Annotated in this window: 14 protein-coding genes; 6 read left to right on the top strand and 8 right to left on the bottom strand. The window is 61.2% G+C overall.

Going from position 1 to position 12,194, the window contains the following annotated elements; translation table 11 throughout:
* Positions 1-123 precede the first annotated feature (123 nt).
* Positions 124-1,740 carry an inorganic phosphate transporter gene (locus L6D63_RS10005; protein WP_047295902.1) on the top strand — a complete coding sequence of 539 codons (1,617 nt, stop codon included), beginning with the start codon at positions 124-126 and terminating at the stop codon, positions 1,738-1,740.
* A 111-nt stretch (positions 1,741-1,851) separates the two neighbouring features.
* Here L6D63_RS10005 and L6D63_RS10000 read toward each other — a convergent pair whose 3' ends face one another.
* The gene (locus L6D63_RS10000; protein ID WP_131671185.1) at positions 1,852-2,748 is read right to left on the bottom strand and encodes a LysR family transcriptional regulator; all 897 of its coding nucleotides are present in this window, start codon (positions 2,746-2,748) and stop codon (positions 1,852-1,854) included.
* Between the two features lie 120 nt (positions 2,749-2,868).
* Between L6D63_RS10000 and L6D63_RS09995 the strand changes: the two genes are divergently transcribed.
* Complete coding sequence (locus L6D63_RS09995; protein WP_047295904.1) at positions 2,869-3,624, top strand: SDR family NAD(P)-dependent oxidoreductase; 756 nt, start codon at positions 2,869-2,871, stop codon at positions 3,622-3,624.
* Between the two features lie 109 nt (positions 3,625-3,733).
* Here the strand turns inward: L6D63_RS09995 and L6D63_RS09990 are convergent, their stop codons facing one another.
* Positions 3,734-4,171: a multidrug/biocide efflux PACE transporter gene (locus tag L6D63_RS09990; protein WP_131671184.1), complete on the bottom strand. Its 438-nt coding sequence runs from the start codon at positions 4,169-4,171 to the stop codon at positions 3,734-3,736.
* Positions 4,172-4,260: 89 nt separating this feature from the next.
* On the opposite strand from L6D63_RS09990, the gene L6D63_RS09985 reads away from it, so the two are divergent.
* Positions 4,261-5,115 (top strand): LysR family transcriptional regulator, encoded by an 855-nt coding sequence (locus tag L6D63_RS09985; protein WP_131671183.1) that lies wholly within the window; start codon positions 4,261-4,263, stop codon positions 5,113-5,115.
* A 130-nt stretch (positions 5,116-5,245) separates the two neighbouring features.
* Here L6D63_RS09985 and L6D63_RS09980 read toward each other — a convergent pair whose 3' ends face one another.
* From L6D63_RS09980 to L6D63_RS09970, 3 genes are read right to left on the bottom strand one after another with little or no spacing between them, the layout of a single operon-like run.
* Positions 5,246-6,475: an RNA polymerase sigma factor gene (locus L6D63_RS09980; RefSeq protein ID WP_095668509.1), complete on the bottom strand. Its 1,230-nt coding sequence runs from the start codon at positions 6,473-6,475 to the stop codon at positions 5,246-5,248.
* Complete coding sequence (locus tag L6D63_RS09975; RefSeq protein WP_003227360.1) at positions 6,468-6,812, bottom strand: YciI family protein; 345 nt, start codon at positions 6,810-6,812, stop codon at positions 6,468-6,470. Before L6D63_RS09975 ends, L6D63_RS09980 begins: the two co-directional genes overlap by 8 nt.
* Positions 6,813-6,852: 40 nt before the next feature.
* Positions 6,853-7,278 carry a YybH family protein gene (locus tag L6D63_RS09970; RefSeq protein ID WP_131671182.1) on the bottom strand — a complete coding sequence of 142 codons (426 nt, stop codon included), beginning with the start codon at positions 7,276-7,278 and terminating at the stop codon, positions 6,853-6,855.
* Positions 7,279-7,419: 141 nt separating this feature from the next.
* On the opposite strand from L6D63_RS09970, the gene L6D63_RS09965 reads away from it, so the two are divergent.
* On the top strand, positions 7,420-7,905 hold the full coding sequence (locus L6D63_RS09965) for a GNAT family N-acetyltransferase (RefSeq protein WP_047295915.1): 486 nt from the start codon (positions 7,420-7,422) through the stop codon (positions 7,903-7,905).
* 18 nt (positions 7,906-7,923) lie between these two features.
* The gene (locus L6D63_RS09960; RefSeq protein WP_095668507.1) at positions 7,924-8,529 is read left to right on the top strand and encodes a pyridoxamine 5'-phosphate oxidase family protein; all 606 of its coding nucleotides are present in this window, start codon (positions 7,924-7,926) and stop codon (positions 8,527-8,529) included.
* A 134-nt stretch (positions 8,530-8,663) separates the two neighbouring features.
* On the opposite strand, the gene L6D63_RS09955 is transcribed toward L6D63_RS09960, so the two are convergent.
* The 3 genes from L6D63_RS09955 to L6D63_RS09945 form a co-directional block, all read right to left on the bottom strand.
* Complete coding sequence (locus L6D63_RS09955) at positions 8,664-9,152, bottom strand: GNAT family N-acetyltransferase (protein ID WP_131671181.1); 489 nt, start codon at positions 9,150-9,152, stop codon at positions 8,664-8,666.
* 323 nt (positions 9,153-9,475) lie between these two features.
* On the bottom strand, positions 9,476-9,970 hold the full coding sequence (locus L6D63_RS09950) for a GyrI-like domain-containing protein (RefSeq protein WP_121186804.1): 495 nt from the start codon (positions 9,968-9,970) through the stop codon (positions 9,476-9,478).
* Positions 9,971-10,037: 67 nt separating this feature from the next.
* Positions 10,038-10,700: a LysE family translocator gene (locus L6D63_RS09945; protein ID WP_047295921.1), complete on the bottom strand. Its 663-nt coding sequence runs from the start codon at positions 10,698-10,700 to the stop codon at positions 10,038-10,040.
* A 139-nt stretch (positions 10,701-10,839) separates the two neighbouring features.
* Here L6D63_RS09945 and alaC point away from each other — a divergent pair, with 139 nt between their 5' ends.
* Positions 10,840-12,054, top strand: coding sequence for an alanine transaminase (gene alaC, locus L6D63_RS09940; RefSeq protein WP_003227374.1), 1,215 nt, complete (start codon positions 10,840-10,842; stop codon positions 12,052-12,054).
* The last annotated feature ends 140 nt before the right edge of the window (positions 12,055-12,194 follow it).

The raw sequence follows: 12,194 nt of genomic DNA, 5'->3' as shown, positions 1-12,194 counted from the left end.
CTGCTTCAGCCTTCAGATCAGTGGTGGAGCTAAAAACCCAAACACTGATCTATCGCAGTCTCTCTGTAATATTTAGCAACGATCATGACGAACAAACCTTCCCTCGCTCAGGATTGTCCGCTCATGGCTACTCCCTCCCTGACCGCCGCCCGCCCCACGTCCGCCCACGGCGGCCGGCCGGCACTTGATAAGAAACCCGGTCCGTTCACTTACGTGGTGTTCTTCGCGGTTCTGGCCATGGGCATGTTGTTCACCGCTTACAGCCTGATGCACGACATGCATGAACTGGGCACCACCGTCACCACCTGGACCCCGTTCCTGTTGCTCGGCGTGGCGTTGCTGATTGCGCTGGGCTTCGAGTTCGTCAACGGCTTCCACGACACCGCCAACGCGGTCGCGACGGTGATCTACACCCACTCGCTGCCGCCGAACGTGGCGGTGGTCTGGTCGGGCTTCTTCAATTTCCTCGGGGTGCTGCTGTCCAGCGGCGCGGTGGCGTTCGGCATCATCGCCCTGCTGCCGGTGGAGCTGATTCTGCAGGTCGGTTCGTCCGCTGGTTTCGCGATGATCTTTGCCCTGCTGATCGCGGCAATTCTGTGGAACCTCGGCACCTGGTGGCTGGGCCTGCCGGCCTCCTCTTCCCACACGCTGATCGGCTCGATCATCGGCGTCGGCGTGGCCAATGCCCTGATGCACGGGCGCGACGGCACCAGTGGCGTGGACTGGGCGCAGGCCACCAAGATCGGTTACGCGCTGTTGCTGTCGCCACTGGTGGGCTTCGGCTGCGCGGCGCTGTTGCTGCTGGCCATGCGCGCCTTCATCAAGAATCGCGCGCTGTACAAGGCGCCGCAAGGCAACAACCCGCCACCGTGGTGGATTCGCGGTTTGTTGATCGCCACCTGCACCGGTGTGTCTTTCGCCCACGGCTCCAACGACGGGCAAAAAGGCATGGGCCTGATCATGTTGATTCTGGTCGGCACCCTGCCCATGGCTTACGCCTTGAACCGCACCATGCCCGCCGATCAGGCGCTGCAGTTTGCTGCCGTCGCCGAAGTCACTCAGCAAGCGCTGGTGAAAAACACCCCGTTGCCAGCGCCGGTCGATCCGCGTCCGGTGCTGTCGGATTACGTGCGCAGCAAGCAAGCCACGCCGCAACTGATCCCCGCCCTCGCCGCCCTGACCGGGCACATTGGCGAAGAGGTCAAAGGCTATGGTTCGCTGTCGAAAGTCCCGGCCGAAGCCATGGGCAACGTACGTAACGACATGTACCTGGCCAGCGAAAGCATTCGCCTGATGGAGAAGAACAAGGTCGGCAACTTCGACGCCGACACCACGGACAAACTGCAACTGTTCAAGCAGCAGATCGACAACGCCACACGCTTCATTCCGCTGTGGGTGAAGATCGCCGTGGCCATCGCCTTGGGGCTGGGAACCATGGTCGGCTGGAAACGGATTGTGGTGACGGTCGGCGAAAAAATCGGCAAGACCCACCTGACCTACGCCCAGGGCGCCTCGGCGGAAACCGTGGCGATGCTGACCATTGGCGCGGCGGACATGTTCGGTTTGCCGGTCTCGACCACCCATGTGCTGTCATCGGGCGTGGCCGGGACCATGGTCGCCAATGGCGGTGGCTTGCAGATGAAGACCATCCGCAATCTGCTGATGGCGTGGGTGCTGACCTTGCCGGCGGCGATTCTGCTGTCGGGCAGCCTGTACTGGCTGTTCACCCAAATCTTCTGATCACCACAAATCCTCTGTAGGAGCTGCGGCACGCTGCGATCTTTTGATCTTGTTTTTTACAAGCAAAATCAAAAGATCGCAGCGTGCCGCAGCGCCTACAGGTGAAGTCGGTCAGAGCGTCGAACGAATCACCTCCCCCAACCACTCCATGAACACTCGCACCCGCAGCGGCAAGTGCCGTTGCCGCGCATACAGGATTGAAATGCCCATCGCCGGTGCGGTGAACTGCGGCAGCACAGTCACCAGTTCGCCAGTTTCGAGGTGCGGCTGCATGCCGGTGCGCGGCACCTGGATCAGACCAAAGCCGCCCAGGCACGCCGACTCATAGGCATCAGTGCTGTTGACCGTGACACTGCCAGCCATCGGCAGGCGCCGCACCTGACCGTCCTGTTCATACACAAACCCTTCCGAGCGCGAACCGAGCACGCCGACGTAATGCACCAGTCGATGCTGCGCCAGATCCTCCAGCGTCTGCGGCACGCCGTAGCGTTCAAGGTACGCAGGGCTGGCGCAGTTGATCATCGGGAAGTCGCCCAAGTGCCGCGCCACCACCGACTGATCCGGCTGCGCGCCGATGCGCACCACGCAATCGAAACCCTCGCTGAGCAGATCGACGCGGCGGTCGGTGCTGCTGATCTCCAGCTCCAGATTCGGATGGCGCGCCGTGAACTCCGGCAGCAGCGGCATGATCAGGCGTCGCGCGAGGATGTTCGGCATGTCGACACGAATCCGCCCGCTCAGCGACGCTGGATCCTGGCGAAACAGACCCTCGATCTCGTCCATGTGCGACAGCAGATCCTTGCTGCGTTCATACAGCACCAGACCGTCCTGCGTCGCCTGCACCTTGCGCGTGGTGCGTTGCAACAGGCGCGTGCCAAGCAGGCTTTCCAGAGCCTGCACATGCTCGGACACCGTCGAGCGCGGCAGCCCGAGACTCTCGCCGGCCAGGGTGAAACTCGACAGTTCGCTGACCCGGACGAAGGTGCGCAGCAGTTCCAGTTTGTTCATGAGGACACCCGTTGATTGTTCGGCTGATCCGATCAGTGATTCCGGTTTCAGTCTGTTTATCACCCCACGGCGGATAAATAAACTTTGCTCATCACCACTCACCGCAATCGAGGATTTCACATGAGCCGCAAAATCGCATTGATCACCGGCGCCAGCCGTGGCCTGGGCAAGAACGCCGCCCTGCACCTCGCTGCCGAAGGCGTGGACATCATCGGCACCTACAACAGCCGCGCCGATGAAGCCGAGGCGCTGGTGGCTGAACTGGAACAACGCGGCGCCAAAGCCGTGATGCTGCAACTGGATGTGGGCCGCAGCGACAGCTTTACCGATTTCGCTTCGCGGGTTGAGCAGGCGTTGCAGCACTTTGATCGTCCGCGCTTCGACTTCCTGATCAACAACGCCGGGATTGGCGTGCACGCACTGTTCGCCGAGACCACCCCTGAACAGTTCGACCTGCTGATGAACATCCAGCTCAAAGGGCCGTTCTTCCTGACTCAGCAGCTGCTGCCGCTGATCAATGACGGTGGACGCATTATCAACATCTCCAGCGGCCTGACCCGCTTCAGCCTGCCGGGCTACGCCGCCTACGCAGCGATGAAAGGTGCGATGGAAGTGTTGACCCGCTATCAGGCCAAGGAGCTGGGGGCGCGGCAGATCGGCGTGAACATTCTGGCGCCGGGCGCCATCGAGACGGACTTTGGCGGCGGCGCGGTGCGCGACAACGCCGCGTTGAACGCGATGGTTGCGAGCAACACCGCACTGGGACGCGCCGGGCAACCGGATGACATCGGTGGCGCGCTGTCGATGCTGCTGGCGCCGGGTGCGCAGTGGATCAACGGGCAGCGGGTTGAGGCGTCGGGCGGGATGTTTCTCTAAACCCGACACGCCCCTGTAGGAGCTGCCGCAGGCTGCGATCTTTTGATCTTGTTTTTAAAAAATCAAAGTCAAAAGATCGCAGCCTGCGGCAGCTCCTACAGGGTTCGGATTAGCTCTGACAGACGCTGCGCTGCACAAACCGCTCGCGCACCACGTCATACCCCCAGTGATACATATAGGTGTACGGAAGGAAAAACAGCAGCACGCCGATGTCCAGCAAGAACGCCTGCCACAGGCTGACCGACAGCCACCAGGCAATCAGCGGCACGCCCATCACGATCAACCCGCCCTCAAACAGCAGCGCATGGATCACCCGCGTCCAGGCGTTGTGCCCCAGGTTCAGGCGCTTGAGCGCCCGGTCGAAGAGTCCGTTGAACAGCACGTTCCACGCCAGCGCCAGCACGGCGATCAGCACGGTCACCGCGCCCATGTCGAGCAACGGTTTTTGCATGATCCACGCCAGCAACGGTGTGCAGATCAGGATCGCCAGACACTCGAAACCGATGGCCTGGAAGATACGTTCAGTGATGGATTTGTTGGCAGTCATGGCCTGACTCCTTGAGTGAAGAGGGTTGCCATGATCCGCCCTCATACCGATACTTCATAACCAATAACCATCGACCAAGGCGATAGTTCATGGCTTCGCAGGAAGTGCTATTGGCGTTTGTGCAAGCGGCCACTCAGGGTTCGTTCTCGGCGGCGGCGCGCAAACTGGGGCGCAGTCAGTCGACCATAAGCACCGCTGTGGCCAGCCTGGAAATCGATCTGGATCTGATGCTGTTCGACCGCAGCAGCCGCAAACCGACCCTGACCCCGGCCGGCCATGTGATGCTGCAACGGGCCGAGGCGATTCTGGCGGCCAACCATCGTATGGCAATGAGCGCCCGGCAACTGGCCCAAGGTGTCGAGCCGAAGCTGACCGTGGCGATTTCCGACACCTATCAATCGGCGCGCTTCGAAGCGGCGCTGGTCGACTTCGAGCAGCGTTATCCGGACCTGGAACTGGAATGCCTGATCGCCGAGTGCGACGACCTGATCGAACTGGTCCAGCGTGGCCGCGCGCACCTGGCATTTGCCGAAATGCGCGACAGCTACCCGCCGGACCTGGTGACCTCGACCGTGGCCGAGCACACCGACATCGCGCTGTTCGTCAAACGTGATCATGTGCTGACCGGCATCCAAGGTGTCGATCAGCAGGTGCTGGAGCAGCATCGCGAGTTGCGTCTGGCAACCATCGTCAATCCCTACGACAGCCGCGCCAAAGGCCGGGTGTGGTCGGCGCCGAGTTACCTGATGCTGATGGAGATGGCGGAAATGGGCTTCGGCTGGGCGGCGTTGCCACGCTGGCTGGTGGCGCGTTTCGGCAATGGCTCGCTGGTGGAGCTGACGGTGCGTGGCTGGCCACGGCCGGTGTATGTCGATGCGTTGTGGTCGCGGGTCTATCCGCCGGGGCCGGCGGGGAGCTGGTTGCTGAGCAAGATGCTGGAATAGCGGCGCCGCCAATCGCTGGCAAGCCAGCTCCCACAAGTACCGAGGTGTTCATTAACTTTGTGTACGGCGCAGACACTGTGGGAGCTGGCTTGCCAGCGATGAGGCCGGCACTGCCAATGAATTCCCCGGATCAATCCAGTTCGCTCAGCCGCCCCTCGATAAACCGCCGCTCCGGCTCCTGCCGGGTCAGTTCCAGTGCTCGCCGGTACGCCGCCCGCGCCTGCTCTACCCGACCCAACTGCCGACAAAATTCCGCCCGCGCCGAATGCGCGAGGTGGTAATCCTGCAATTCGCCGCGATCCAGAATCCCTTCGATCAGCGTCAGCCCGGCCACCGCCCCATCACGCTTGGCCACCGCCACGGCGCGGTTCAATTCGATCACCGGCGACGGCATTGCGCGCAACAGCACGTCGTAGAGGCCAACGATCTGCTGCCAATCCGTTTGCGCCGCTGACGGCGCTTCGGCATGCACCGCAGCAATCGCCGCTTGCAGGCAATACGGACCGAATCGTCGCGTACTCAGCGCGCGTTCGATCAGCCTGCAACCTTCGGCAATCAGCCCGGCATCCCAGCGCGAGCGGTCCTGGTCGTCCAGCAGAATCAACTCCCCCTCCACGGAAGTCCGCGCCGAGCGTCGCGACTCGTGCAGCAGCATCAATGCCAACAACCCCATGACCTCCGGCTCCGGCAGCAATTCCATCAGCAACCGCCCGAGCCGGATCGCCTCGCGGGTCAGATCCTCGCGGGTCAATTCAGCGCCCATCGACGCCGAATAGCCTTCGTTGAACACCAGATAAATCACCCGCAACACACTGTCGAGGCGCTCGGGCAACTCGCTCAGGCTCGGCACTTGATAAGGGATTCTGGCGTCGCGAATCTTCGCCTTCGCGCGCACGATGCGCTGAGCAATCGCCGCCGGAGCCGAAAGAAACGCGCGGGCGATTTCCTCGGTGGTCAGGTCGCAGACTTCACGCAGGGTCAGCGGCACCTGCGCATCCGCCGCCAGTGCCGGGTGACAGCAGGTGAAGATCAGCCGCAAGCGGTCGTCTTCCACGTCTTCGCCACTCCAGTCGGCCTGTTCCAGTGCTTCGAGCTGCGCGAGCAACAGCGGCTGCGAGGCCTTGAAGCGGGCGCGGCGGCGCAACACATCGATGGCCTTGAAACGCCCGGTGGACACCAGCCAGGTGCGCGGATTGTCGGGCACACCGTCGCGCTGCCAGCGCTCGACCGCGACGAAGAACGCCTCGTGCAAGGCTTCTTCGGCGAGATCGAAATCGCCGAGCAGGCGAATCAGGGTTGCCAGAATCCGCCGCGAGTCTTCGCGATAGACCTGCTCGACCCGCGCCCGGACTTCAGACATTCAACTGCCGCACCGGACGCACTTCGACGCTGCCGACCCGGGCCGCCGGAATGTGGCCGGCGACCTGAATCGCTTCGTTCAGATCCTTGGCATCGATCAGATAAAACCCAGCCAGTTGCTCCTTGGTTTCAGCGAACGGGCCATCGGTAATCGACAGCTTGCCGTTGCGCATGCGCACCGTGGTCGCAGTCTGCACCGACTCCAGCGCTTCGGCGGCAACCATCCGCCCGCTGCCCTGAATCGACTCGGCATAGGCCCAGCACTCGGCGTCTTCCGGGCTGTCGGGCGAGGTGTGCAGCAGGCGCTCATCGCTGTAGACCAGGCATAGATACTTCATGGCGTTCTCCTGAATCGAACGGATCAACTATGGCTGAAGATCAGGGTTGCACATCGAACAGCGTGCTGCCGCTCATCGGATCGAACGGCGCCGACCAGTGCTCGTGGACAATCTTCCACGTCCCGTTCACTGGTCGATAACACGCGGTAGCGCGCATCCAGCAGCTCTGGGTTTCGCCCTTGTCGTTGGTCCCCCCGCAATGCGTGACCCAATGGGCGAAAGCGAGGTTGTCGGCGGCCTCGATGGCGATCTCGTGGAACTCGAAAACGTGCGGGCCGGGGCACATTTCCATGCAGGCTTCCCAGTGCGCGCGATAAGCCGCCTTGCCCTTGAATTGCAGGGCCTTGATCGCATCGAACGAGACGATGTCGTCAGCGTACAACGCAATGACTTTGTCGACGTTCTTGGTCATCACCGCTTCGCGATAAGTGTTGATCAGGGCCTGGATTTCAGTGTGTGCGCTCATGGTGTTCTCCGTGGTTTTTGTAGTGAAGACACCCTTAGTCGTTCGGCCATCGGGCAGATCGACAGACGAAACAAAAAAATTCCGCCGAAGACAAAATCGCTAGAATCCAAGGCTCACCTTTGTAGGAAAAAGGAAATTCCCGTGCCAGCCCAACTCGTGCCGTACGACAGCCTGAACGCCTTGCAGCGTCAGCAGGTCGAGGCGATTGAAATCCATCCCGAACAGATCAAGTTTTCCGGCGACATTCACGGTGCGTTGCACACGCTGCTGTCCAAACCTGGTCCCGGCGTGAAAGGCTTTGCCCTGCTGGCCGATCAGGTGCCGGTGGCGTTCCTGCTGCTCAAGCGCCCGCCGGTGTTGCCGGCCTGGGCCGATGAACACAGCGCCACCCTGCACGCCTTGCAGGTCGATCACCGCGCGCAAGGCAAGGGGTATGGCAAGGCCTGCCTGCAAGCGTTGCCCGACGTCGCACGTGAAGCATGGCCGGAGATCAAAGGGCTGGAACTGTCGGTGGATGCCGATAACGACGCGGCGATCGCGCTGTACGCCAAACACGGTTTCGTCGACAGCGGCGAAGCGTACAAGGGCCGGATCGGTTACGAGCGGCGCATGGGGCTGTTTTTCTGAATCATCGAGGGATGCACGATGATCGATTCAATCGAAGCACTGGAAGCTATTTACGGCCTGCCCCACGAGCGCGCGGTGCGCAAGCAGATCGGTTTTCTCAACGAGGATTATCAGGCGATGGTGCGGGTCTCGCCGCTGGTGATCGTCAGCTCGGTGGGCGCCGACGGCCTGGACAATTCGCCACGCGGCGATGCGCCGGGATTTGTCCGGATCATCGACCAGAACACCCTGGCGCTGCCGGATCGCCCGGGCAACAACCGCATCGATACCTTGCGCAATGTGCTGCAGGATCCACGGGTGTCGCTGCTGTTCATCATTCCGGGGATCGGCGAGACCTTGCGGGTCAACGGCACCGCAACCATCAGCGCCGATCCTGAGCTGCTGGAAAGCTTTGCGGTGAACGGCAAACCGGCGAAAACGGTGTTGCTGGTGACGGTAGAGGCGGCGTTTTTCCACTGTTCGAAAGCCTTTGTGCGCTCTGACGCCTGGAACCCGGAAACCCACCTGCCGCGCTCGGCCCTGCCCTCTGCCGGCGCGTTTCACAAGCGTCTGAACGACGGGCAATTCGATGCCGAGACCTACGATCGCGAAGCACCGAAGCGGGTAATCGACACCCTTTACTAAACGGGGAATTGCAAACACCGCTAGAACCTGTGGGAGCTGGCTTGCCAGCGATGGCGTCGGCGCATCAAACATTGATGTCGACTGACCCACCGCTTTCGCTGGCAAGCCAGCTCCCACAGGTTATGTGCGATGCCTTACAAAGTGAGGATCATCTCGTGCCACGCCATCCCGCCATGGTCTGACTCCGACGGTTTGATGTAGGCAAAGCCGAACCCGGCGTACAGCGCAATATGCTTCTCCTTGCACATCAGATGAATCGTCGCCTTGTCCATCCCGCGCATGCGCTCGATGAATTCGGCCATCAATCGCTTGGCCAGGCCCTGCCCTTGATAGTCCGGGTGTACCACCACCGACATGATCACCACGTTCGGCCCTTTCGGGTCATGGCCGATCAGTTCCTTGAACGCCTCGTCGGACATCTGCACGTCAAACGCCGCGCCCGAGTTGATAAACCCGGCGACCACGCCCTCCACTTCGGCGACGATAAAACCCTCCGGCCAGGTGGCGATGCGCGTGGCGATCTTTTCGCGCGTGGCGGCTTCATCGCCTTCGTAGGCAACGGTTTCGATGGCGTAGCAGCGGTCCAGGTCGGCGGCGGTGACGTTGCGGATGACGGTGTTCATGGCAGCTCGAAAATCAGCGGAGAAAAGTGCGCAAAGCATAAAGGAATAAGGTGTGCATATCGATCCGCGCGGGGGGCGTAAAGCCTGCGTATAAGCGCTTTTCTTCGCGCCGGTGACAGGCTATTCCTGCGCAGTGTCTCTGATCATCCTTGGGGGTAACCGCTTATGAGCAGCGTTGAAATCGGCCTGTTGATGGTGTTGGGCATCAGTACGTTCGGCTTTATCACCTTGGGCATCGACCTGTTGCGGGCGCGACGGCTGGGCAAGGGCAAGCGCGGTTGAACAACATGAGGCGGATCAGTGATCCGCCTCATCGTCATGGTTCAGGCTTTGGTGTCGACCGGCACGCAGATTTCCAGTTTGCCGGTGTGCAGCCGTGGATTGAAATCGGCGCTGTAGCGTTCCAGCTCCGGGGCGTTGAGCTCCACATAGTGGGAGGTCGGCAGCCAGGTCTTGTAGATGTATTGCAGGGTTTGCGGTAACTCATCGAGCGGTCCCTTGTGCTCGAACACGGCGTACTGACGAGGCAGCACTTCGACCCACTGATAGACCTTCTGGTCGAGGTCGTCGAGCTTGCTGATTTCCACCCCGGCGATGTAATCGAAGCCACCCTGGTCGTCGAAATTGCTGCAGACGCCGTAGGTCACTTCGTTTTTTTGTCCCTGTATCTTTCCCAGGTGCGGCAAGAACTTTTCCCACAGCGTGGGGATGTGCTTGGCGGTGTCTTGGGTAAATCGCCCACGAAATCCTGCGATCAGCAGGAAGTGTCCATGTTCGAAGCGAGGTTCAGCCACTTCGACGCGTTTTTGCTCATCCATGACTCGACTCCTGGAACAAAAGAGGGGTTCGGCTGCTGAGTATAGAAGCCAAACCCGATTCGCAATGTCACAAGGCGTGCAACTGGTCGGCAGCCCCTGAGCCAACGAACTCGTTATAACCGGATACGATCACGTACACCGCGAAATAGCAGAAGATCGCTGCCGATGCCATGTAGGAGTAGCGCAACAGCTTGTCGCCGAGCAACTTGCCGCCGTGGCTCGCGGCGAAGCACAGCCCGGCCGACCACAGCAGCCCGGCGCACAGGAAGCCGCCGAGGAACAGCACCGAACTTACAGGGCCACCGCCACCGGAACGGGCGATCAGGGTGCCGCCCACCGCGGCGAACCAGAGAATCGCGCTCGGTGAAGACATGGCGAGGAAAATCCCGCGAAAGAACTCCTTGCGATGCGAGTTCTGCCCCACCTCCGCCGTCGCCGCTAGCTGCGCTTCGTGATGAATCGCCGAATAGATCATCTTCGCCGCAAAGTAGACCAGCAGCGCCGACCCGCCGATCCACAACACCCATCGCACGCTTTCGTACTGCAGCAACACGGTCATCCCGGCCAGCGCCAGCACCGCGTAGATCAGGTCGCCGACGCAGGTGCCGAGGCCCAGCGCGAAGCCCTGAAAGTAACCGCGCTGCATCGCCAGGGTGATCATTGCGATGTTGGCTACGCCGATGTCCAGGCACAGCGAAAGGCTCAGCAAGAAGCCGCTGGTGAATTCCATCTACCGATTTCCTTGGGAAAAATTTGTTTACATGCAGGCTGGACAGTCTGCCATCACAGCCCTTATCTTCCGCCACAGGTCACCGCAGTGACCAGCGTCGCTCGGACGGTTCCGGGCGCTTACGTTATCCGAGGCAACAATGGCTGAACAAGGTTCGCCGCGCCGCTTTGCGCGCATAGATCGACTCCCCCCTTACGTTTTCAACATCACCGCCGAGCTGAAGATGGCCGCGCGGCGCCGTGGTGAAGACATCATCGACTTGAGCATGGGCAACCCCGACGGCGCCACGCCGCCGCACATCGTCGAAAAACTGGTGCAGGTTGCCCAACGTGAAGACACCCACGGTTACTCCACGTCCAAGGGCATTCCACGTCTGCGCCGGGCGATCTCCAACTGGTACAAGGAACGCTACGCGGTCGATATCGACCCGGAAAGCGAAGCCATCGTCACCATCGGTTCCAAGGAAGGCCTGGCGCATTTGATGCTGGCGACCCTGGATCAGGGCGACACGGTACTGGTGCCGAACCCGAGCTACCCGATTCACATCTACGGCGCGGTGATTGCCGGCGCTCAGGTGCGTTCGGTGCCGCTGGTGCCCGGCGTGGACTTCTTCGCCGAGCTGGAACGGGCCATTCGCGGTTCGATCCCGAAGCCGAAGATGATGATCCTCGGCTTCCCGTCCAACCCCACCGCGCAGTGCGTGGAACTGGATTTCTTCGAACGGGTAATCGCCCTCGCCAAACAATACGACGTACTGGTGGTGCACGACCTGGCCTACGCCGACATCGTCTATGACGGCTGGAAAGCCCCGTCGATCATGCAGGTGCCCGGCGCCAAGGACATCGCGGTGGAGTTTTTCACCCTGTCCAAAAGCTACAACATGGCCGGCTGGCGTATCGGTTTCATGGTCGGCAACCCGGAACTGGTCAACGCCCTGGCGCGGATCAAGAGCTACCACGACTACGGCACTTTCACTCCGCTGCAAGTGGCGGCGATTGCTGCGCTGGAAGGCGATCAGCAATGTGTGCGTGACATCGCCGAACAGTATCGCCAGCGCCGTAACGTACTGGTCAAAGGCCTGCACGAGCTGGGCTGGATGGTCGAGAATCCGAAGGCATCGATGTATGTCTGGGCGAAGATTCCCGAGGCTTATGCGCATCTGGGCTCGCTGGAGTTTGCCAAGAAGCTGCTGGCCGAGGCCAAGGTCTGTGTCTCGCCGGGGGTGGGTTTTGGTGAGTATGGCGATGATCATGTGCGCTTCGCGCTGATCGAAAACCAGGACCGGATTCGGCAGGCCGTGCGCGGGATTCGCGGGATGTTCCGGGCGGATGGGTTAGCACCGAAAGCCGTCTGACGACACGTCACACTGTGGGAGCGGGCTTGCCCGCGAATGCGGCGGTTCAGACAACATTGATGTCGACTGACACGACGCCTTCGCGGGCAAGCCCGCTCCCACAGAGGTAATGTATTGAGCCTGATACCGTCGCCCACAAA

Origin of the sequence: Pseudomonas parakoreensis (assembly GCF_021602155.1) — a bacterium.
Lineage (GTDB): Bacteria > Pseudomonadota > Gammaproteobacteria > Pseudomonadales > Pseudomonadaceae > Aquipseudomonas > Aquipseudomonas parakoreensis.
This window is presented reverse-complemented; position numbering and strand designations above follow the sequence as displayed.

Excerpts from the sequence above, each read along its gene's own strand:
- L6D63_RS10005 (WP_047295902.1), top strand. The coding sequence starts at position 124 with ATGGCTACTCCCTCCCTGACCGCCGCCCGCCCCACGTCCGCCCACGGC.
- L6D63_RS10000 (WP_131671185.1), bottom strand. The coding sequence starts at position 2,748 with ATGAACAAACTGGAACTGCTGCGCACCTTCGTCCGGGTCAGCGAACTG.
- L6D63_RS09985 (WP_131671183.1), top strand. The coding sequence starts at position 4,261 with ATGGCTTCGCAGGAAGTGCTATTGGCGTTTGTGCAAGCGGCCACTCAG.
- L6D63_RS09960 (WP_095668507.1), top strand. The coding sequence starts at position 7,924 with ATGATCGATTCAATCGAAGCACTGGAAGCTATTTACGGCCTGCCCCAC.
- L6D63_RS09975 (WP_003227360.1), bottom strand. The coding sequence starts at position 6,812 with ATGAAGTATCTATGCCTGGTCTACAGCGATGAGCGCCTGCTGCACACC.
- L6D63_RS09990 (WP_131671184.1), bottom strand. The coding sequence starts at position 4,171 with ATGACTGCCAACAAATCCATCACTGAACGTATCTTCCAGGCCATCGGT.
- L6D63_RS09995 (WP_047295904.1), top strand. The coding sequence starts at position 2,869 with ATGAGCCGCAAAATCGCATTGATCACCGGCGCCAGCCGTGGCCTGGGC.
- L6D63_RS09970 (WP_131671182.1), bottom strand. The coding sequence starts at position 7,278 with ATGAGCGCACACACTGAAATCCAGGCCCTGATCAACACTTATCGCGAA.
- L6D63_RS09955 (WP_131671181.1), bottom strand. The coding sequence starts at position 9,152 with ATGAACACCGTCATCCGCAACGTCACCGCCGCCGACCTGGACCGCTGC.
- L6D63_RS09945 (WP_047295921.1), bottom strand. The coding sequence starts at position 10,700 with ATGGAATTCACCAGCGGCTTCTTGCTGAGCCTTTCGCTGTGCCTGGAC.
- alaC (WP_003227374.1), top strand. The coding sequence starts at position 10,840 with ATGGCTGAACAAGGTTCGCCGCGCCGCTTTGCGCGCATAGATCGACTC.
- L6D63_RS09950 (WP_121186804.1), bottom strand. The coding sequence starts at position 9,970 with ATGGATGAGCAAAAACGCGTCGAAGTGGCTGAACCTCGCTTCGAACAT.
- L6D63_RS09980 (WP_095668509.1), bottom strand. The coding sequence starts at position 6,475 with ATGTCTGAAGTCCGGGCGCGGGTCGAGCAGGTCTATCGCGAAGACTCG.